This window comes from Streptomyces sp. NPDC050147, assembly GCF_040660195.1.
GTDB lineage: Bacteria > Actinomycetota > Actinomycetes > Streptomycetales > Streptomycetaceae > Streptomyces.
In genome coordinates this window covers 229,102-250,424 of the sequence record NZ_JBFALJ010000010.1, presented here as the reverse complement: position 1 = coordinate 250,424, position 21,323 = coordinate 229,102, and the positions used below count along the sequence as shown (strand labels likewise).

General features: G+C 72.7%; 12 protein-coding genes, 2 tRNA genes, 1 pseudogene and 1 riboswitch. Of the genes and pseudogenes, 6 read left to right on the top strand and 9 right to left on the bottom strand.

Annotation, left to right across the window (positions count from 1 at the left end; all coding sequences use genetic code 11):
• Positions 1–57 precede the first annotated feature (57 nt).
• Positions 58–831 carry a helix-turn-helix domain-containing protein gene (locus tag AB0I94_RS18270; protein WP_363310568.1) on the top strand — a complete coding sequence of 258 codons (774 nt, stop codon included), beginning with the start codon at positions 58–60 and terminating at the stop codon, positions 829–831.
• 268 nt (positions 832–1,099) lie between these two features.
• Positions 1,100–2,980, top strand: coding sequence for a sigma-70 family RNA polymerase sigma factor (locus tag AB0I94_RS18265; protein ID WP_363310567.1), 1,881 nt, complete (start codon positions 1,100–1,102; stop codon positions 2,978–2,980).
• A 52-nt stretch (positions 2,981–3,032) separates the two neighbouring features.
• On the opposite strand, the gene AB0I94_RS18260 is transcribed toward AB0I94_RS18265, so the two are convergent.
• Positions 3,033–6,449: a BTAD domain-containing putative transcriptional regulator gene (locus AB0I94_RS18260; RefSeq protein WP_363310566.1), complete on the bottom strand. Its 3,417-nt coding sequence runs from the start codon at positions 6,447–6,449 to the stop codon at positions 3,033–3,035.
• Between the two features lie 167 nt (positions 6,450–6,616).
• The gene (locus tag AB0I94_RS18255; RefSeq protein WP_363310565.1) at positions 6,617–8,713 is read right to left on the bottom strand and encodes an asparagine synthase-related protein; all 2,097 of its coding nucleotides are present in this window, start codon (positions 8,711–8,713) and stop codon (positions 6,617–6,619) included.
• Positions 8,714–9,412: 699 nt separating this feature from the next.
• On the opposite strand from AB0I94_RS18255, the gene AB0I94_RS18250 reads away from it, so the two are divergent.
• The 4 genes from AB0I94_RS18250 to AB0I94_RS18235 all read left to right on the top strand — a co-directional run bounded on the left by AB0I94_RS18250 (position 9,413) and on the right by AB0I94_RS18235 (position 14,837).
• Positions 9,413–10,879, top strand: a complete 1,467-nt coding sequence (locus AB0I94_RS18250) for an MFS transporter (RefSeq protein ID WP_363310564.1) — start codon at positions 9,413–9,415, stop codon at positions 10,877–10,879.
• A gap of 142 nt (positions 10,880–11,021) precedes the next feature.
• Positions 11,022–12,224 (top strand): L-2-hydroxyglutarate oxidase, encoded by a 1,203-nt coding sequence (gene lhgO, locus AB0I94_RS18245; protein ID WP_363310563.1) that lies wholly within the window; start codon positions 11,022–11,024, stop codon positions 12,222–12,224.
• Between the two features lie 314 nt (positions 12,225–12,538).
• Complete coding sequence (trmB, locus tag AB0I94_RS18240; protein WP_363310561.1) at positions 12,539–13,393, top strand: tRNA (guanosine(46)-N7)-methyltransferase TrmB; 855 nt, start codon at positions 12,539–12,541, stop codon at positions 13,391–13,393.
• 43 nt (positions 13,394–13,436) lie between these two features.
• Entirely contained in the window at positions 13,437–14,837 is a 1,401-nt protein-coding gene (locus AB0I94_RS18235) for a PrsW family intramembrane metalloprotease (RefSeq protein ID WP_363310560.1), read from the top strand.
• Between the two features lie 4 nt (positions 14,838–14,841).
• Here AB0I94_RS18235 and AB0I94_RS18230 read toward each other — a convergent pair whose 3' ends face one another.
• From AB0I94_RS18230 to AB0I94_RS18200, 7 genes and pseudogenes are all read right to left on the bottom strand, one after another.
• On the bottom strand, positions 14,842–15,786 hold the full coding sequence (locus tag AB0I94_RS18230; RefSeq protein ID WP_363310559.1) for an aldo/keto reductase: 945 nt from the start codon (positions 15,784–15,786) through the stop codon (positions 14,842–14,844).
• A 199-nt stretch (positions 15,787–15,985) separates the two neighbouring features.
• Positions 15,986–17,071 carry a M23 family metallopeptidase gene (locus AB0I94_RS18225; protein ID WP_363310558.1) on the bottom strand — a complete coding sequence of 362 codons (1,086 nt, stop codon included), beginning with the start codon at positions 17,069–17,071 and terminating at the stop codon, positions 15,986–15,988.
• 11 nt (positions 17,072–17,082) lie between these two features.
• Positions 17,083–17,229: riboswitch (cyclic di-AMP (ydaO/yuaA leader) on the bottom strand.
• A gap of 202 nt (positions 17,230–17,431) precedes the next feature.
• Entirely contained in the window at positions 17,432–18,568 is a 1,137-nt protein-coding gene (locus AB0I94_RS18220; RefSeq protein ID WP_363310586.1) for a PP2C family protein-serine/threonine phosphatase, read from the bottom strand.
• 158 nt (positions 18,569–18,726) lie between these two features.
• Positions 18,727–18,800 (bottom strand) — tRNA-Met (locus tag AB0I94_RS18215).
• A 235-nt stretch (positions 18,801–19,035) separates the two neighbouring features.
• A tRNA-Lys gene (locus AB0I94_RS18210) sits at positions 19,036–19,108 on the bottom strand.
• Positions 19,109–19,218: 110 nt separating this feature from the next.
• Positions 19,219–20,775 (bottom strand): amino acid permease, encoded by a 1,557-nt coding sequence (locus AB0I94_RS18205; RefSeq protein ID WP_363310557.1) that lies wholly within the window; start codon positions 20,773–20,775, stop codon positions 19,219–19,221.
• A 265-nt stretch (positions 20,776–21,040) separates the two neighbouring features.
• A pseudogene (locus AB0I94_RS18200) lies at positions 21,041–21,323 on the bottom strand (RNA helicase); the annotation flags it as partial.

Genomic DNA, 21,323 nt, shown 5'->3' with positions numbered 1-21,323 from the left:
GGGTGTCAATGACGGGGAGTGTCTCCGGGGGGAGACGTCATTACCGGGGGAACGCGTATGCATATTCAGGAATCTCACTGGACTTCGAGCATGGCGTCGGCGTCAGCCGTCGCCACCAGCGGGAACGGACGCGACATGGGGGACGGACCGCGTTCGACGCCGCTGCGAGTGGACGCACAGCGCAATCTCGAGCACGTTCTTCGCGCGGCGCGCGAGGTCTTCGGCGAGCTGGGTTACGGCGCGCCGATGGAAGACGTGGCCCGGCGCGCACGGGTCGGCGTCGGCACGGTCTACCGCCGCTTCCCCAGCAAGGACGTGCTGGTGCGGCGCATAGCCGAGGAGGAGACCTCCCGGCTGACCGACCAGGCGCGTTCGGCGCTCGGGCAGGAGGACGAACCGTGGTCGGCGCTCTCGCGCTTCCTGCGGACGTCCGTCGCGTCCGGCGCGGGGCGGCTCCTGCCGCCGCAGGTGCTGCGGGTGGGCGTCGCGGACGAGGTCGCGGGCGCACGGGACGACGAGGCACGCGTGCCGCAGCAACGGCAGGCGGCAGGGGACGGTCCGGAACTGCGGCTCGTCGAGCAGCGCTCGGCCCCGGCCGAGGAGTCGGCGGCCGACGACCCCGGGGCGGTCGCGCTCCTGGACGTCGTCGGGCGTCTCGTGGAGCGGGCGCGTGCGGCGGGCGAACTGCGCGCCGACGTGACCGTGTCGGACGTGCTCCTGGTGATAGCCACGGCGGCGCCTTCGCTGCCGGACGCGGCGCAGCAGGCGGCGGCGTCCTCGCGACTGCTCGACATCCTGCTCGAGGGGCTACGCTCGCGCCCCACGGCCTGACGCGGCACAGCGGGCAGCGGCAGCGGCAGCGGCAGCGGCAGCGGCAGCGGCAGCGGCACAGAGTCTGCACGAGATCGCCACGTGGAGGGCTCAACTGCCTGTATACACACAGGAGTTGAGCCTTCCACGAACGAGTGAACGGTAGTGCTCGAATACGGGAAGTCACCCCGGAAGGGTGGTTGACCGTCATCACCGTTCGGCGTAGCGGAACGGTATGGCACTCTTTCCCGGATGGCCGGGTCTGAGTGTGCAAGCGGGGGCTTCCGCGATGAGTGGTGACGGGCGTGACCAGTCGTCCTCCGCCTGGGGCGGAGGGGCCGCTGGGCCGCCTCCCGGGCAGGTGCCGAACCAAGGCGGACCCCCGGCCGGTAGCGGCCCCGGTGGCGCGGATCCGAGCGTTCCGTCGCAGCGGGAAGGACTTCCGAGCGAAGGCCCGCCGGCCGACAGCGTCCTGATCACCCGGATGCGGGCGGGCGACGACACCGCGTACGAGGAGCTGTACCGAAGGCACGCCGAGGCGGTCCGCAGATACGCCGGCACCTGCTGCCGTGACGCCCACACCGCCGACGACCTCACGGCCGAGGTCTTCGCGCGGATGCTGCAGGCGGTCCGTGGCGGCAGCGGCCCCGAGCACGCCGTACGCGCCTATCTGCTCACCACGGTGCGCCGCGTCGCCGCCGGGTGGACGAAGTCCGCGAAGCGGGAGCAGCTGGTCGAGGACTTCGCGGTGTTCGCCGCGCAGGCCTCGCGCAGCTCCGAGGTCTCCGACGACGACACTCTCGATCTGGGCGCGGACGTGCGCGCGATGCACGAGGCCGAGCAGTCCATGGCCATGCAGGCGTTCCGGAGCCTTCCGGAACGCTGGCAGGCCGTGCTGTGGCACACGGAGGTCGAGGACGAGTCCCCGAGCGACGTCGCCACGCTCTTCGGGCTCGACGCCAACGGCACCCGGGTGCTCGCCAAGCGGGCGCGCGAGGGCCTGAAGGAGGCGTATCTCCAGGCCCATGTGAGCACCACGCTCACCGCCGACGAGGAGTGCGCCCGGTACGCCGACCGGCTCGGCGCCTACGCGCGCGGCAGCCTGCGCACCCGGGCCGAGCGGGGGTTGCGCAAGCACTTGGAGGAGTGCGCCAAGTGCCGCCTGGCCGCGGGCCAGATCGAGGAAGTCGCCAGCGGCATTCCCGGGGTCGTGCCGATCGCGGTCATCGGCTGGTTCGGCGCCGCCGGGTACGCGAAGGTGGCCGCCCTCGTGGGCGGTGGCGCCGCGGGTGCCGCGGGCGCCGGTGCGGCGGGCGCGGCAGCGGCGAGCGGAGGCTCGGCAGGTGGCGCGGCGGGCGGCGGCGCGGCGGCCGAGGGGCTCGGCGCGCCCGCGAAGGCCGGTATCGCCGCGGGTGTGGTCGTCGCGGCCGCCGCGGTGGCGTTGGCTCTCACCGCGGGCGGGGACAAACCCAAGGACCTGCCGAGCGCCGACAAGCCCCAGGCCGTCGAACCCGTCGCGCCGAGCAAGCCACCGCCCCCGAAACCGAAGCCGAAGCCCGAGCAGCCGGTCGCCGAGGCGAAGCCGAAGCCTCCGCCGAAGCCCGCTCCCGAGCCGAAGCCGACCCCGACGCCCACTCCGAAGCCCAAGCCGCCGGCCCCGAAGCCGGAGCCGGAGCCGACTCCCACGCCGTCGAAGCCGAAACCCGAGCCGCCGCCTCCGCCTCCGCCGCCCGCGCCCGCGGTCTACCAGTGGAGCGAGCTGCGGTACGGCGTCGTCGGTGACGGCACCAAGCCCGAGATGCGGCTCGGCGAGAGCAGCTGGGTCTGGCAGCGGTCCGGCCTGTCCATCGCCGACAAGCGGTACGACCACGGCGTGACCGTCCACGGCCAGTCCTCCGTCACCATCGACCTGAACCGCGCATGCTCCTCGTACGAGGCGGTCGTCGGTGTCGACGACATGACGATGGGCCTGGGCAAAGTGCGGTTCTCGGTCTTCGGCGACGGCGCACGGCTGTGGCAGTCACCGCTGATCAAGGGCGGGGACCCGGCGGTGCCGGTGCAGGTGAACCTGACCGGCCGCAGAACGATCCGCCTGGCCGTCGTGCCGCACTCGCCGTTCGACTCGGGAGCGCTCGCGGACTGGGCGCAGTCACGCTTCCGCTGTACGTAGGCTGCGGCCGGCTCAGCTCGGTTCCATGCGGGGCAGTTCGGGGCAATGCGGCTCAGCTCGGTTCCGTGCGGGTCAGTTCCGCGAGGACCTGGTCCGCGGTGAGTCGCGTGCCCGCGGCGGTCTCGGCCTCGTACCGCTCGGGGCCGAGCGCCGCCAGGGCCGCCGCCCCGGTCTCCTCGGCCTCGGCCCGTTCCGGCATCGGGCGGGGGTGGCCGTTGCGCAGCCGGGTGCCGAAGGCGAGCAGGCGGGCCGCGCGCGGATGATCGCCGAGCCGGCCGACCAGGGTGGCCCCGCCGTCCACCAGGCCGGCGACGATCACCTCCGCGCACCGGTCGTCGAGTGCCCCGCGCACACCGTCCGCGAGCAGCGGCAGCGCCTCCTCCGGCCCGGACTCGGCGGCCACGATCCTGGATTCCACGCCCTTGAGGGCGGCGTTGAACTGCGGAGGCGGCGTGCCCCGCAACGCCTCCTCGCGAGACGCCTCGTACAGGGCTCGGGCCTGGGAGACATCGCCGTCGTCCAGTGCCATCAGCGACTGCAGCAGCCGCATGAAGGCGCGGGAGTCCGCCACGCCATAGCGGTCGGCCTCGATCCCCGCCTCGTGCAGGATCTTCACCGCCACCGCCCGGTCACCCTCGCGGTACGCGATCTCGGCGAGCCGGACGAGCAGGAAGGGCGTCTCGGCGTAGGCGCCCACCTCATAGGCGAGCCGCAGCCCTTCTTCGTACTCGACGCGTGCCTCGTCATGCAGGCTGCGCACCATCGCTGCCTCGCCCGCCGCGCTGGACACCTGGGCGCGCATCCAGCGGTCGCCCGTACGCCCGGCCAGCTCGCGCAGCTCGGCGAGGTCCTCGTCGACCCCGAAGAGATGGCCCGGGGCGTCGACGGCCAGGTGCGTACGGAACATCAGGCTGACCCCGACCTCCCAGTCGCCGCCGTGTCTGCGGCAGTTGGCGACCACCGCGTCCATGGCGGGTCGCGCGGCATCGGAGCCGTCGAGAAAGAAGGTGGTGAACGGCCAGATGAGGCCGGGGAAGCGGGCCGCCGCGGGCACCGACCGCGCGAAGGCGTCCCGCACCTGAGCGACGTACGCGCGGTAGCCCTCCTCGGCCAGCGCGTCCGACGGACTGGCGTCCACCTCCAGGAAGATGCGCAGCAGGTGCAGGCTCATCCAGGACCAGTGGCGAGACTCCTCCTGTGTGCCGTCCGCACCTCCGTCCGCACCTCCATCCGCACCTCCGTCCGGCCTCGTGGACGGCAGCGGCGGTGCGAGGCGAAGGAGGCGGGTCACCCACTCCATGGCCTCCCTGCGGTAGTTCCGCAGCCACCAGAACCAGCCGATGCCCAGGACGATCGCCAGGGCGTCGTCCTCCTCGCGCTGCGCGCGCGACTCGATGGTGCGCTGCAGGGCCGCGCGGATGTTGTCCAGCTCCGTCTCCAGGCGCTGGATCCAGGGGAGCTGCTCGGCCGAGCGGAGCAGGGGCTCGGCCTGTTCGACCAGTGCGCGGAAGTACGCGGTGTGGCGGTGGGCCGCGGCCGTGCGGAGCTCGGGCCGCTCGGCGGCCCGCTCGGTCGCGTACTCGTGGATGGTCTCCAGCATGCGATACCGCATGTCGCCCTTGGCCGTGGGCTCGGCGATGAGCAGGGACTTGTCCACCAGGGCGCCGATGAGGTCGGCGGCGGGTCCGGTGCAGACCGCCTCGGCCGCCGGGAGGTCCCAGCCGCCCGCGAAGACGGACACCTCGCGCAGGACCGTCCGCTCGGACTCCTCGAGGAGCTCCCAGGACCAGTCGACGACGGCCCGAAGGGTCTGCTGGCGCGGCAGGACCGTACGGCTGCCGCTGGTGAGGAGGCGGAAGCGGTCGTCGAGGCGGTCGGCGATCTGCCGGGGCGTGAGCAGGCGCAGGCGGGCCGCGGCCAGCTCGATGGCGAGGGGCAGGCCGTCGAGGCGGCGGCAGATCTCGGCGACGGCCTCGGTCTCCTTCTCCGGGGCGAAGTCCGGGCGCACGGCCATGGCGCGCTCGGTGAAGAGGCGGTGCGCCGGGTCAGGCGGGAGCGGTTCGACCGGGCGGACGAACTCGCCCGGCACGCCCAGAGGTTCGCGGCTGGTGGCGACGACGGTGAGATCGGGGCAGTGCGTGAGGAGGGTCTGGGCGAGGTCGGCGGCGGCGCCGATGACGTGCTCGCAGTTGTCGAGGAGCAGGAGCAGGCTGCGCGGGGCGCAGTACTCGATGAGCAGGGCGGTCGGGTCGTCCTGCGGCAGCGCGGAGAGCTCGCTGGTCATCAGCACGGTCTCGCGCAGACCGAGCGCGCTGACGACAGCGCCGGGCACCGCCTCCGGATGGTCGAGCGGGGCGAGCTCGGCCAGCCATGCCTGCGGATGCCCGGCGGCGGCTTCCTCGGCGAGGCGGGTCTTGCCGGAGCCGCCGGGGCCGGTGAGGGTGACCAGGCGGGCTCGTCGTATGTCGGAACGGATGGCGGCGAGTTCGGGTTCCCGGCCGACGAACGAGGTCAGGCGGGGGCGGAGGTTGCCTTTGCGCGCCGGACGCGCGCGACGCGGAGGGTGATCCGGGTGTTCCGCGTACTCGGGGTGATCCGGGTGCCCGGGGTGGCCCGCATGCCCGGGGTGGTCCACGTACTCGGGATGGCCCGCATGCCCGAGGTGCTCCGCACGCCCCGAGCGCTCCGCGTGCTCGCGCCGCTCCAAGCGTTCCGTTCCGTTGACGGTGGGAGGTGGTGCCACGCTCCCCTCCGGGTCCAGCAACTGCGCGTACAGGGCCCGCAGTTCCGGCCCGGGGTCGGTGCCGAGGGCGTCGGCGAGCGTGCGGCGGGCGTTCTCGTACGCGGCGAGGGCGTCGGCACCCCGGCCCGCCGCGCGCAGGGCGCGGATCAAGAGGGCGTGCAGCGCCTCGTCGTACGGCTGGGCGGTGGTGAGCTCCTTCAGCTCCGGTACGACGTCGGAGGCGTGGCCCAGGAGCAGCCGCGCCTCGACGCGCGCGCGGGTCGCCTCGGCGAGCAGCGCTTCGGGGCGGGTGGCCGCGCCGCGGTCGGGCAGGTCGGCGAGGGCGGGGCCGCGCCACAGGGTGAGCGCCTCTTCGAGGATGCGGGCGGCTGACGCCGGGTCGTGCAGGCCGAGGGCCGCCCTACCCTCGCGCACGAGGCGCTCGAAGCGGTGCAGGTCGACGTCTTCGGGGGGTGCGGTGAGGCGGTAGCCGCCGGGATCCGAGGCGATGGCGGCCTTGCCGAGCGCGCGTCGGAGGCGGCCGATGAGGGCCTGGAGGGCGGCGGGAGCGTCGGTCGGGGGCTCGTCCTCGGCCCATACCTCGGCGATGAGGGCGTCCACGGGGACGGTGCGGTTGGTGCGGAGCGCGAGGGCGACGAGGAGCGCGCGAAGCCTCCGGCCCCCGACGGGCAGGGCCGCTCCTTGTTCGTCGTACGCCTCGGTGGCGCCCAGGATTCTGTACCGCACGGAGTCATTCTCGCCGGTCGGGCGGGTTGAGGCGCGAGGATTTCCTTCCCCTTGGCGAACCGGGCCCGGCCGCCGCGCCCGGCCGGGTACGGATACCGCGACGGCCGGGTACGGATACCGCGACGGCCAGGTGCGGGTACCGCGACGGCCGGGTCCAGGTACCGCGGCTACCGCCCCGCCCCCAAGGCGCCCCTCTGCGGCACGACGCTCCCCGTGGGGACGGCCCTCTGCCGCGCGGGTGTGCCCGTCCAGCACGTGCCCCTGCGGGACAGCAGGCGGCGCAGCCACAGCTCCGTGGAGACCAGGTCCGCCAAGCCGTCCAGGGGCAACGGCTCGCCCTCGGCCGCCGCACGCAGCGCCTTGCGCACCACGCGGGCCTCCACCAGGCCCGCCTGTGCGAGCAGGGGCGTGTCGAAGAGGGCGAGGAGGTCGTCCACCGCCACCCGCAGGCCCGTCCGCGCCGCCGCCGTGGACGACGCGTGGGACGGAGCGCCCCAGCCGGGCGGCAGTTCGGCCACCCCGGCGCCTTCGAGGACCGTGCGCAGGATCGCCGCACGCGCCCCCGGCTGGACACGCAGGGCCACGGGGAGCGCGCGGCAGGCCCGGACCACCTGGTTGTCCAGGAAGGGCGCGTGCAGGCGCTGGAAGCGGACCTCGGCGGCCTGTTCGAGGACGCGCAGGTCGGCCGCGTGCCGGGCGAGGGCCGCGCGGGCGCGGAATTCCCCGGGGCGCTGGCCGGGACCGGCGCCGGGACGCCCGGTCGTGTCCTGGAGGCGAACCGATACTTCAGCGAGGGCCTCGCCCGTCAGCCACCGCGCGGCGGGCCCCGGCCTCGCCCACGCGAGAGCGGCGAGGGACGCCCCCACCGCCCCGCCCGGATCGTCGAAGCGGCGCTGAAGGAGACGCTCGGCGAGTGAATCGACGCCCGCGCGATAGGACATCCGGGCGAGCTTGCGCGCGGCGCCGTACACGCGCGCGGGGACCATGACGGAGCCCGGGGTGCCGTCCGCCTTCGCCAACGCCGCGACGGGGCGCAGCAGGTGGCGCCGCCTGCGGTCCATCAGGAGGTCGGCGAGGCGGGCCGGATGCGCGTCGAGGACCTGCCGTGCGCCGTACCCCGTGAAGTGGTCCGCGCTGCCCGAGGAGAGCCGCGCGCGGTGGCGCTGCGCCGTGACGAGGGTGGCGCTCGGCTCGTCCGTCAGAGGGCCGTCCAAGTCCGCGTACGGAAGGGCCTCTTCGCCCGCGGCGACCACCACGTGGTGCAGGCGGGGGTTGGCCGCGATGGCGCCGGCCCGCTCCAGCTCGGCCTCGCGGCCGTTGATCGCGAGGTCGTTGAAGGTGACGGCAAGGAGCCGCTCCCCCGCGCCCGTGCCGTGTCCGAGGACGGTGCCGGGCATCCCGGGGAGGCCGGCGGCGAGCAGGGCGAGCGTGCCGGACGCGGGCCCTCCGGAGAGGTCGGCGCCGATGCCGGGCACCGGCATCCCGCGCGCCGCGCGCCGCTCGGCGGGGCCCATGCCGGGCACGGGTCCCGGGTCGACGTCCGCTCCGGGGACGTGCCGGGGGGCGCTGAGGCGGGTGCGTACCGCCTCCACGAGGGCGTCACGGACGCCGTCCACGGCGCTGGTCGCGTCGGTGGCGGGCGCGGCGACCGCGAGGGACGCCACGTGTTCGTACCCGGCGATCTCCCGGCTGCCCGCGCGCAGGATCAGCGCATGCCCCGGTGGCACACGGCGCACGCCCTGGTAGGGCGTCGAGTCGTGCAGCGCCTCCGGCACGTCGGGCGCCGCCAGGAGCGCCGCGAGGTGGCCGATGTCCAGGTGGGCCTCGATGAGGTCGGCGAGCGGCAGCGCGGCCGTCGCGAAGGCCGTGCCCTCGGCCCAGGGGGTGTAGAAGACGGGGCGCGCGCCCGCGAGGTCACCGGCGACCATGACGCGCCGCCCGACCTGGACGACCGCGGTGTAGCTCCCCGACCACGCGGTCAGGTGCCGCAGGGCGCCGCCGCGGGCGGCGAACAGGCCGACCCTGAGCTGCTCGTCGCTCGCCCCGCAGGTCCCGAGCACCGCGATGCGCGTCTGCTCGTCGGCCTGCACCGTGCGCACCTCGTCCGGGCGCCAGTCACCCACCGCCCACAGCGGATCCGGGTCACCCCAGAGGAGTTGGGAGCCCACGGGATGAACGGTCTCGCCGTTCTCACCGGTGGCCCCGGCCGAGCCCACCACCGCAGGCTTCACGGCAGTGCTGCTCCACCCCACCAACCACCGCATCGTTGCCTCCACAGGCTGTGGACAACCAGTGCATCGAGAACTGGGGTCCCATGCTGCCACGAAGGAGGCGCGCGGGAGTGGCTACGGGGGTGCCGACGCTCCCGTCGACCTGCCGCGAGAGAGCGGTACTTGAAAGGCGCGACCACGGCGCATTCCTTGCGCCGGGGCGCACGACCCCGGCGTCCGAAGAGGCGATTTTCAGCCAAATCGGCGGTTGGCGTTCACGCGGCGGCACCGTGAACGGCAACACACAGTCCGGGAGGCGGCGTTCGCCCCCCGGACCGGTCCGCCGCCCGCGGGGATGGAGGCGGCGGTGTCCCCCAGCCCACTGACTCCAGCGCAGCGGGCCGACCCACGCACCGTCCATGGAAGCGCTCCCCTTATGGCCGGTGAAGAGCGCACACGCAGGCGCACGGCCACACACCCGGAGCACACCCCGGCACTCCACCGCTTCCCTACCGGCAACAATCTCGCCATACGGAACTGCGCCTCTTAACGCTTGGGATTCGGCGAACTACGCTGTGTGTGCTGATGTTTTCGCGGAGGCATATACCTGGGGGCTCGGCCAAATGCTCTTGCGGCCGAGGTTCCGGGCCACGGCGGTCGCAGTCGCGGACGCCGCTGCCCCTGGGGGAACGCAGCACGAATGCCGCGCGGTCAAGCCACCGCACGGCAGCCGTCTGTGTCGAGGGGTGGCGCATGTCCAGGGAGCAACGCGGGCCGAACGAAAAACTCGGCACCGTTCTCGCCCTCGCGGGAATCAGCAATGCGGGACTCGCGCGCAGGGTCAACGACCTCGGCGGCCAACGCGGGTTGACGCTTCGATACGACAAGACGTCGGTGGCCCGGTGGGTGTCCAAGGGCATGGTGCCGCAGGGCGCCGCCCCGCACCTCATCGCCGCGGCCATCGGACAGAAGCTCGGCCGCCCCGTCCCGCTGCACGAGATCGGGCTCGCGGACGCCGATCCCGCGCCTGAGGTGGGCCTGGCCTTCCCGCGCGACGTGGGCGCCGCGGTGAAGTCGGCGACCGAGCTCTACCGCCTCGACCTGGCGGGCAGGCGCGCGGGCAGCGGCGGCATCTGGCAGTCGCTCGCCGGCTCCTTCGCGGTGAGCGCGTACGCCACGCCGGCCTCACGCTGGCTGATAACCCCGGCCGACAGCTCGGTCGCCCGCGACGTCGCCCTGGACGAGCCCCGCGAGACGGGCCATCCCGCCGACGGCACCGACGGTACGAACAGCGGGCAGCCGATGAAGGTCGGCCACAGCGACGTGGTGAAGCTGCGGGAGGCCGCCGAGGACGCCCGCCGCTGGGACTCCAAGTACGGGGGCGGGGACTGGCGTTCGTCGATGGTCCCGGAGTGCCTGCGGGTCGAGGCGGCGCCCCTGCTGCTCGGCTCGTACTCGGACGAGGTGGGCCGCTCGCTCTTCGGCGCGTCGGCCGAGCTGACACGCCTCGCCGGGTGGATGGCCTTCGACACCGGCCAGCAGGAGGCCGCCCAGCGCTACTACATCCAGGCCCTGCGCCTGGCCCGCGCGGCGGCCGACGTCCCCTTAGGGGGGTACGTCCTGGCCTCCATGTCCCTCCAGGCGACCTACCGCGGCTTCGGCGACGAGGGCGTCGACCTCGCGCAGGCGGCCCTGGAGCGCAACCGCGGTCTGGCCACCGCACGCACGATGAGCTTCTTCCGTCTCGTCGAGGCACGCGCACACGCGCGCGCCAACGACGCGCAGGCGGCGGGGGCGGCCCTCCGGGCGGCCGAGGGATGGCTGGAGCGGGCCCGGGACGGAGACAACGACCCGTCATGGCTCGGTTTCTACGGTTACGACCGTTTCGCGGCGGACGCCGCCGAGTGCTATCGCGACCTGAAGGCGCCCCGTCAGGTGCGGCGCTTCACGGAGCAGGCGCTCAAGCGGCCGACGGAGGAGTTCGTGCGCTCGCACGGCCTGCGGCTCGTGGTGTCGGCGGTCGCCGAGCTGGAGTCGGGGAACCTCGACGCCGCCTGCGAGCAGGGCACACGCGCTCTGGAGGTCGCCGGACGCATCTCGTCCGCGCGGACCACGGAGTACGTGAAGGACCTGCTGCACCGCCTGGAGCCGTACGGGGACGAGCCGCGGGTGGTGGAGCTGCGTGAGCGGGCCAGGCCGCTGCTCGTGGCCCCCGCGTAGTCCGTCCTCCCATGCACCGTCGCAAGCCGGGCGCCGCCGGAACGGCAACAGCAATTACGCACCCTGTAACCCTGCGGCCCTCGCCGGGTTTGGGGGCGTTGTCAGTGGCGCAGTGCACTATCGGTGTGGGAGGTGATGCGGGATGGTCCGGGCCGGGGCGTACGACTGCGATGTGCTGGTGATCGGCGGCGGGATCGTCGGTCTGTCGACGGCGTATGCCATCACGCGCGCCGCGCCGGGCACGCGGGTCACCGTCCTGGAGAAGGAGGCCGGCCCCGCGCGGCACCAGACGGGACGCAACAGCGGGGTGATCCACAGCGGGATCTATTACCGCCCCGGCTCCCTGAAGGCTCGGTACGCGGCGCGGGGCGCCGCCGAGATGGTCAAGTTCTGCGCGGAGTACGGCATCGCGCACGAGGTCACCGGCAAGCTGATCGTCGCCACGGAGCGGTCCGAGCTGCCCCGCCTGCACGCACTGGTCCAGCGCGGCCGGGAGAACGGCATTCCGGTGCGGGAGCTGGGCCCCGCCCAGATCGCGGAGTACGAACCGGAGGTGCGGGGGCTCGCCGCGATCCAGGTCGGCACGACGGGGATCTGTGACTACGGCTCGGTGGCGGAGCACCTCGCGGACGCCTCCGGGGCGGATGTCCGGTACGGGGCGGAGGTCGTCCGCATCGACCGGCGTGCGGCGCTCGGGGTGGCTGTCCGTACGGCCGACGGCTCGGTGGTGCGGGGAAAGATCCTGGTCAACTGCGCGGGGTTGCAGTGCGACCGGGTGGCGATGCTGGCCGGTGACGACCCCGGGATGCGGATCGTCCCCTTCCGCGGGGAGTACTTCGACCTGGCGCGCCCCGAGCTGGTGCGTGGCCTGGTGTATCCGGTGCCGGACCCGGCCTTCCCCTTCCTGGGGGTGCATCTGACACGGGGCATCGGGGGCGGGGTCCACGTGGGACCCAACGCGGTGCCGGCGCTGGCCCGTGAGGGGTACGGATGGGGTGTGGTGCGGCCACGGGAGCTGGCGGGGACGCTGAGCTGGCCGGGGTCCTGGCGCCTCGCCGGGCGGCACTGGCGGTATGGGGCGGGGGAGCTGCGGCGCTCCCTCTCCAAGGAGGCGTTCACCTCGGCCGTGCGGAGACTGCTGCCCGCGGTGACCTCGGACGATCTTGTGCCGGCAGCGGCGGGGGTGCGGGCGCAGGCCGTCTTGCGTGACGGGACGCTGGTGGATGACTTCCTGATACGGGAGGGGGCGCGGGCTGTGCATGTGCTGAACGCGCCCTCGCCTGCGGCGACGGCTTCGCTGCCTATCGGGCGGGCGGTGGCTCGGCGGGTGCTGGGGTTGCTGTAGGGCGATCCCTGCGGGGCTCTCCCCGCTGCATCCATTAGCGCGCTTCGCGCGCGGGCACCCCTTCCCGGCTGTATCTATTGGCGGCTCCGCCGCGCAGGGGCTCCGCCCCAGACCCCGGTCCTCAAACTCCCCCAGACTCCGTCCGGGGGGACCCCCAGGGGCTAAAAGACTTCCCCGGCCCGGCGGAGAATCTCAGCCCGTCCGGCGTTTGAGGACGAACTCGGCGAAGCCGGTGATGACGGCAACCGAGGCCCTCGCGCCAGAGCGAGTTTTCGGGAAGGGGCGGGGTTGGGGAAAGATAAAATCGCCCCACTGTGTCTGAGTCACCCACCACCCCCAGCGCCCCCCGCCCCCCGCGCCCGAAGGGCGAGCCCCGGTTCCCGCAGGGGCCCGCGCCCGACCCCGCGGGCTCACACTTCGAGCGCCGCATCCGCAGCTTCCAGCCCCGCAGGAGCCGCGTCACCGCCGGCCAGGCGGACGCGCTCCAGCGGCTGTGGCCCAAGTGGGGCCTGGACATCGACGGGCAGCGCACCCTCGACCTCGCCGAGCTCTTCGGCGCCGAACGCGCCGTCGTACTCGAGATCGGGTTCGGCATGGGCGAGGCCACCGCCCAGATGGCCGCCGACGACCCGGACACCGGCATCCTCGCCGTGGACGTACACACCCCCGGCCAGGGAAATCTCCTCGGCCTCGCCGAGCGGAACGGCCTCACCAACGTCCGCGTCGCGAACGGCGACGCCGTCATCCTGCTCCGCGAAATGCTCCCGCCCGCCTCCCTCGACGGCCTCCGCGTCTACTTCCCTGACCCCTGGCCCAAGGCCCGCCACCACAAGCGCCGCATCATCCAGCCCGACTTCCTCGACCTCGCCGCACCGCGCCTCAAGCCCGGCGCCGTGCTGCACTGCGCGACCGACTGGGAGCCGTACGCAGAGCAGATGCTGGACGTGCTCACCGCGCACCCGGCGTTCGAGAACACCCGGGCCGACGGCGGGTACGCGCCCCGTCCCGCCTTCCGTCCCCTCACCCGGTTCGAGGGCCAGGGCCTGGACAAGGGGCATGTCGTCCACGACCTGCTGTTCCGCCGGACATCCGGCCCGCAAGGCCGCGACACCGGCCCGCAAGGCCGCAACACCGGCCAGGGGGATCGAGATACCGGCCACGCGGCCTGAGACACCGTCGCGGTCCACCCCCGTCCCTCGTTAGGGTCAACGGGTGGCCACCCGTTCTCCGCACCCTCACCCCATGCCCCCCGCAGGGCCCGCCGGGCTGCGGCACGCACGCTGGTGGCAGCGGCGGGCGATACGCGCGGCCGCCCTCGTCACGCTGCTCGCCCTGTCCGGCCTGGTGATCCTCGCCCTGGTCAGGGAACAGACCGGCACCCAGGGCTTCCTGGTCGGGCTCGGTCTCGCGACGCTGCCGGTGCCGCTCCTGGTGGCCGCCTTCCGCTGGCTGCAGCGGGTCCAGCCGGGCCCTTGGCGCAACCTGATCTTCTCGTTCGCCTGGGGCGCCTGCGCCGCCGCCCTCATAGCCATCGTCGCCAACAGCTTCGCGACCCGCTGGATAGCCACCGCCACGGCGGACCCCACCAGCGCGGACACCCTCGGCGCGACGGTCATAGCGCCGATCGTCGAGGAGAGCGCGAAAGCCGTGGCCGTACTGCTCGTCTTCCTCTTCCGCAGACGCGAGTTCACCGGCATCGTCGACGGCGTCGTGATCGCCGGGGTGACCGCCACCGGCTTCGCGTTCACCGAGAACATCCTCTACCTCGGCAGCGCCTTCGGCACCGACCAGCTCAACGGCGAGAGCGGGCTCGCGTCCGTGACGGCGGCGACCTTCTTCGTGCGCGTCGTGATGTCGCCCTTCGCGCACCCGCTGTTCACCGTGCTCACCGGCATCGGCTTCGGCATCGCCGCACTCAGCGCCGACCGGCGGAACTGGCGGCGCGTCCTGCTCCCGCTCGCCGGACTGCTCCTCGCCATGGGCCTGCACGCCCTGTGGAACGGCTCGGCCAGCTTCGGCGATTACGGCTTCTTCGCCGTGTACGCGACCTTCATGCTGCCCGCGTTCGGCCTGCTCACCTGGCTCGTCATCTGGACCAGGCAGCGCGGCCTGCGCATCGTGCGAGCGGAACTGCCCGCGTACGCGATCGCGGGCTGGCTCACCGCACCCGAGCCGTACGCGCTCGGCACGATGCGCGCCCGCACGCTCGCCCGCGACTACGCCTCGTACACCCAGGGCAAGGCCGCGGCGCGCGCGGTCGCGCAGTACGAGACGTACGCGACGTCTCTCGCGCTCCTGCGCCACCGAGGACGCAGGGGCAAGGCGGGCGCCGACTTCGTCGCACGCGAGCGGGAGTTGCTGCACGCGCTGTGGGAGCGTCGCGAGGCCGCTCGGCCCGCCCTCGCCTACGCGGCACGCGCGACGGCACCGGTGCTCGTACCGATGCCGCCGCCGTACGGGTACCGGCAGCCGTACCAACAGCCGTACGGGCAGCAGCCGTACGCGCAACAGCAGCCCTACCCGCAGCAGCCCTACCCGCAGCAGCCCCCCTACGGATATCCGTACGCCCAGCCCGCGATGCCCTACCCCGCGTACAACCCCTACCGGGGCTAGGGCCCTACGCCGAAGCCGCCGTCAGCGTCGACACCTCGGCCGCCGTCAGTTCGAGCTCCCCCACCGCGACCAGCGCGGGCAGCTGCTCGACCGTACGGGCCGACGCGATCGGCGCCGCCACCGTCGGCTGCGCCGCGAGCCACGCCAGCGCCACGGTCGCGAGCTCGGCGCCGCGCGCCTGGGCGACCTCGTCCAGGGCGGTGAGCACCCGCAGGCCGCGGTCGGTGGCCAGGTGCTTGCCCGCGCCCTCGGCCCGCGCGCTGTCGACCCGCGCACCGGGGCGGTACTTGCCGGTCAGGAAGCCGGAGGCGAGCGCGTAGTACGGGACGGCGGCCAGGCCGGAACGCGAGGCGACCTGCTCCAGCGTCCCCTCGTACGTGTCGCGCGAGACGAGGTTGTAGTGCGGCTGCAGTACCGAGTAGCGCGCGAGGCCCTCGCGGTCGGAGAAGTCGAGGAACTCCTGGAGCCGATCGGAGGTCACGTTGGAGGCGGCGACGGCACGCACCTTGCCGGACGTCACCAGGTCGTCGAGCGCGCCGATGATCTCCTCGACCGGGACGGTCGGGTCGTCGTAGTGCGTGTAGTAGAGGTCGATGTAGTCGGTGCGCAGACGGCGCAGCGACTCCTCGGCGCCGGCCTTGATGGTGTCGGCGGACAGACCCTTGTGGTCGGGGTGGCCGCCGACCTTGGTGGCGAGCACGACGTCGGAACGCCTGCCGCGCGAGGCGAGCCAGTTGCCGATGACGGTCTCGGACTCACCGCCCTTGTTGCCGGGCGCCCAGGCCGAGTAGACATCCGCGGTGTCGATGAAGTTGCCGCCCGCGGCGGTGTAGGCGTCGAGCACGGCGAAGGACTGCGCCTCGTCGGCGGTCCAGCCGAAGACGTTGCCGCCCAGGGCGAGCGGGAAGACCTCGAGGTCGGAAGAGCCAAGCTTGCGGAGAGAAGTCATAAGGGGATCAACGGTCATATGGACCGCGGCATTCCGCAGAACGGGATGCCGATTCCATCTCCTGGGACGCCGGGGTGCCCGAGGCCGGGGGCCGGGGGCGACCGGGATGCCGGGGTCCCGCCCGGGAAGCGAGCACGCCGAACCGGCAGCCCTGGCGTCGGGGGGTTGTCGCCAGGACCACCGGGGTTCTGGGGTTACCTCAGATCGACTGGCCCTTGCCGCGCAGCCACGCCGCCGGGTCGACCCCGGTGGAGTCGCCGCCCGGGTGGACCTCCATGTGGAGGTGGGCGCCGGTGACGTTGCCGGTGGCCCCGACGCGGCCGATGGTCTCGCCGGTGGTGACCTTCTGGCCGGCGCTGACGTTCATCGAGGACTGGTGGCAGAACCAGACCTCGGTGCCGTCGTCGAGTTCGAGGACCGTGCGGTAGCCGTACGCCCCCGCCCAGCCGGCCTCCTTGATGGTGCCGGAGTGGACGGCCTTGATGGGCGTGCCCGTCGGAGCCGCGAAGTCCAGGCCGGTGTGGTAGCCGGAGGACCACATGGAGCCGGGCTGCCCGAAGGTGCCGGTGAGCGTGTACGAGGCGACGGGGAGGGTGTAGCTCTTGGCGAGCTTGGCCAGGCGCTCCGCCTCGGCCTTCTTCTTGGCCGCGGCCTCGGCCTTCTTCTTCGCGGCGGCCTTGTCGGCGGCGATCTTCTTCTCTGCCGCGGACTGCTCGGCGGCGGCCTGTTCGGCGGCCTGCTTGACGGCGGCTTCCTCGGCGGCCTTCTGGACCGCGTCGTCCGCCTGGTCCTGCTGGTTCTCCGCCTGCTCCATGATGCGGGCCCGCAGCGCCTCACCCGCGTCCGTGCTGCCCTGCTCGGCGTCGGCGGTGCTGAGGCCCGCGGCGGTGAGGGGCGCGGCGGCGGTCGTCACGCCGTTGTCCGCGGAACCCGAGTCGGACGAGTCGTCGGATATCAAGGACCCCACGCCCGGAAGCGACTTGGCCTCCGGCAGCGAGTCCGTGACGGCCGAGAGGTCCGGCATCTCGATGGAGACCGGGGGCTTGCCGTCCTGCGCGGTGGCGATGCCGCCCGCGCCGACGGCGGCGATGACGCCTACGCCGAGAACCGTGGAGCTGCGGGCGAGCCCGCCGCCACCCCGCTTGTGGACGCGGTGCCTGCCGCGGACGGGACGGATGGACTCCTCGGTGGGATTCCATTCCTCCCAGGATTTGTCGTCGTACCCACCGAAATCGTCGTCATTCGGTACGTACACGCCTTGGGGGGCAGGGCGGTTGGACGCCACTGGGGCGCACTCCTTTCCTTCCTTCTCGCCTACCGGGTTAGCTGACGGGTTCGGAGCAGGAAGGTCTCCTACGAACATCTGGCACGGATGCACAGACGCCCGATTCACCCCAATTAGTGGTTCCCCGGCTCCCTTTCGGGATTAGGCGCGTGCGCGCGGAGCCGACTCGAGTGACGGCTGGGACGACCGCGCTGCGTTATCGAACGTTAATAGACAGCGGGCCCGTATTCCAAGCTGTTCCGACTGATCGTTAACGCCTTTGGCCCGCACTTATCGGGACACCGGGGGCCGGAACGGGGCGAGTTGACCCCACTTCTTCACACACCGGAGCTTCACATCTCCTTGACAGTACGTCAGTTGTTATGCGGAGGGGTGCCCTTCCGTCACGGCCGGTGACATGGGCCGCCGCACCACGAGCAACGCCATGTCGTCGGTGCCCCTGCCCCCGGTGTGCCGCCGCACTTCCTCGACGAGCGTCCTCAAGAGCGCGTCCGGGCCGCCCGGCCCCGGGAAGATCCGGCCGCCGAGCCGCGCCGCCGGGTCGTAGAACTCCCCCCGGACGTCCCGCGCCTCGGAGAGCCCGTCGGTGTAGAGCAGCAGCATCGCTCCCGGCGGGAACTCCGTCTCGTCCGCACGGTCCGGCCAGGCGCCCAGGTCGCCCATCCCCAGCGGCATCGCCGGCTCCGCGGCCGACAGAAGGCACAGCCGTCCGTCGCCGCGCAGGAGCAGCGGACCCGGATGCCCGCGGTTGATGAGGCGTACGAGGCCGTCGCCGTGCGAGATCTCCGCGAGGACAGCGGTGGTGAACCCCTCGAAGGCGTCGAGCCCGTCACGCCGCGTGCCCTCGCGCTCGAGGGCACGCTCCAGGCGCTGCGCGACGGCCTCCAGCGTGGACTCCTGCTCGGCGGCCTCCCGGAACGCCCCGATCACCACGGCGACGGCCGCCACCGCGCCCATGCCCTTGCCGCGTACGTCGCCGACGATGACGCGGACGCCGTGCGGGGTGTCCTGCACGGCGTACAGATCGCCACCGATGAACGCGTCGGCCTCCGCGGCCTCGTACCGCGCCGCGATGTCGAGCCCGCCGATCCGGGGGGCCGGCTGCGGCAGTACGGCGCGCTGGGCGGCCTCGGCGATGGAGCGGGCGGAGGCGAGCTGTTTGTCGCTGCGGCGTACGACGCGGTTGATGACGCAGGCGAGGACGGCGACGGTCCCCACCGTGATGAGTTCGGTGATGGCATCGACGTCGGTGGTGGTGCTGGTCTTGAAGTGCAGGGCGAGCACGGCGGTGCAGGAGGCGGCGCCGATGAGGGTGGTGCCGAGCAGCGAGTAGAAGGGCGCGGCGATGAGCGGGGCCGCGGTGAACAGGGGCGCGGCGGTGAACCTGGGCGGGGTCGACATGTCGTAGACGATCCCGGCGACGACGAGCAGCAGGGGGAGGGTCCGCACGAGCGCCCACTCGTGCCGGACATCGGGACGCCTGCCGCCCCCGCCGATTCCTCCTCGCTGCCCCACTCACTCAGGGTTCCCGCAGGGGCGGCGCGGGGCGACCGGTGTGGGCCGAGCGGGTTACCGCCGGATCACGGCATCACGGCATCACGGCGGAAACACCGAAGGCCCGGATCCATTTCTGAATCCGGGCCTTCGGTCTTTAGTAGCGGGGACAGGATTTGAACCTGCGACCTCTGGGTTATGAGCCCAGCGAGCTACCGAGCTGCTCCACCCCGCGCCGTTGAATGCAACTCTACGCCATCAGGGGGAGTGAAAGCGAACCGGCCTGGAACGACCGGCAAACGCCTGGCCCCACCGCACGTGGGACCGCCCCGGCATCGTGCGCCGCAGCCTCCCCGCCCGCGCACGCATCCCACACGCAGGCCCCGAGAACGAAGCAGCGCCCGAGCCGACCGAAGTCGACTCAGGCGCTGCGTTGCAGGTCAGAGGGGTTTTCCCTCTCCCGCTCCCGGTAGACCGTGTGGGACTCGAACCCACAACCAATGGATTAAAAGTCCACTGCTCTGCCAATTGAGCTAACGGTCCGTGCGGATGCACCCCCCGAGCATAGCCGCAGAGGTCCAGTCGTCCGATCGGGTATCGCATCCTTGGCCCGTCGCGCGTCGCGCGACGGGCCGGGGGCGGCCGCCGCGCGGTCAGGGATCGGCGGGTTCCGGCGCCCCGCTGCGGGCCGCCTCGCGGGCCGCCGTGCGCTCGTGGTCCGGGTTCAGGAACCAGTGCCTGGCCGACGCGAACCACCAGGTGGCGGCGGAGCCCAGCACGACCAGGACCGCGATCGGGGCGTAGTTGAAGGTCTCCCAGGTGACCGGCGAGACCTGCGGCAGCATGAAGAGCACCGTGATCACGCCCACCCAGGCCACCGCGACGATGCCGACCGGGCGTGACCAGCGGCCCAAGTGCCAGGGCCCGCGCTCGAATGCGTCGCCCTTGCGCAGCCTCAGGAGGGTCGGGATGACGTAGGCGATGTAGAGCCCGATGACGGCGATGGACGTCACCGCCGCGTACGCCGTGACGTTGATCAGGTAGGGCAGCCCGAGGACGAGCGCGCCCAGGGCCGCGAGCCAGACCGCGGCGACGGGTGTGCGTGTCCGCGGGTTCACCGAGTGCCAGATGTGCGAGAACGGCAGCGCTCCGTCCCGCGAGAAGGCGTAGATCATGCGGGAGTTGGCGGTCACCGACGCCATGCCGCAGAAGAGCTGCGCGCCGATGACGACGAGCAGGAGCAGCTTGCCCGTGGTCGCCCCGAGCGCGTCCAGCAGGATCTGGGCGGGCGGCGCTCCCGTCGCCGACTCACGGGCCCCGTCGTACGACTGGATGGCGAAGGTGAAGCCGAGGAGGAGGACGAAGCCCGCTATCCATGACGTCCAGATGGAGCGGACGATGCCGCGCGGGCCGGCCGTGGAGGCGTCGTGTGTCTCCTCGGTCATGTGCGCGGAGGCGTCGTACCCGGTGAAGGTGTACTGGGCCATCAGCAAGCCGATGAGGGCCACGTACAGCCCGCTCCCCCACCCCGTGTTGTTGACGAACTCGGTGAAGACGAAGGACGCCGACTGGTGCGAGTCCGGCGAGAAGGCGAGCGCCCCGACGATCACGGCGACCCCGAAGACGTGCCACCAGACACTGACGCTGTTCAGCAGCCCCACGATGCGCACACCGAAGGTGTTGAGCAGGCCGTGCAGCACGAGGATGGCGGCGAAGAGCAGGATCGTGCGCTCCTCGGTGACGCGGAAGTCGAACTGGAGGTTCAGATACGCGCCCAGGAACGACGCGGCCCCGAAGTCGATCCCGGCGGTGACGGCGACCTGCCCGAGCACGTTGAACCAGCCCGTGAACCACGCCCACGCCGCCGCCGTACGCGTCGGCGCGAGGCGGTGCGCCCAGAAGTAGAGCCCGGCGGAGGTCGGGTAGGCGGAGCAGATCTCCGCCATCGCGAGGCCGACGAACAGCGTCATGAGCCCGACCCCGACCCACCCCCAGGTGATGAGGGCGGGACCGCCGGTGTTCATGCCGAACAGATACATGGTGAGGCAGCCGGACAGCACCGAGATGATCGTGAACGAGACCGCGTAGTTGGAGAACGCGGACATCCGCCGCGCGAGGACCTGGGTGTACCCGAGCTGAGCGAGACGTTCCTCGTCCGAACCGGCGGCAACCGGCGGCGAGTTGGGCGCTCCACGCGATTCATTTGTCATGCCCCCAGCGATTCCCTCACCGGGGGCACGACATGCGCCACGTCTGGCCAAAAACACCCCTACCCGCGCTCGGCGGGCGGGGGGGCGACTCCGTCTCGGCAGAAGGCCGCCCCGCAACACCGCTGACAGGCTGTCGGTCGCGTACGGAGGACGACGGCGGACGAGGCGGGTGCGGAAGCGACGCCGCACAGTCCCGGACACGCCGAAGGGCCCGCACGACGTCACCGTCGTGCGGGCCCTTCGGTCAGGCGGAAGCGGCTAAAGATCAGCCGTTGCGCTTCCAGCGCGGCTTGTCGTCGCGGCGGCCGAAGGAGCCGGTGCCGGTCCCGGAGCGGTCGCGGTTGAACGCCGGGCGGTCGTGGCCACCGGAGCGGGCGCCGCCGGAGGGGCCGCCGCCGGAGGGGCGGTCGTCGCGGCGGTCACGGTTGAACGGGCGGTCGCTGCCACGGTGGCCGCCGGAGGGGCGGTCGTCGCGGCGGAAGCTGGAGCCGCCCGAGGGACGCTCGTTGCGGTCACGGTTGAAACCGCCGCCGCCCGAAGGACGCTCG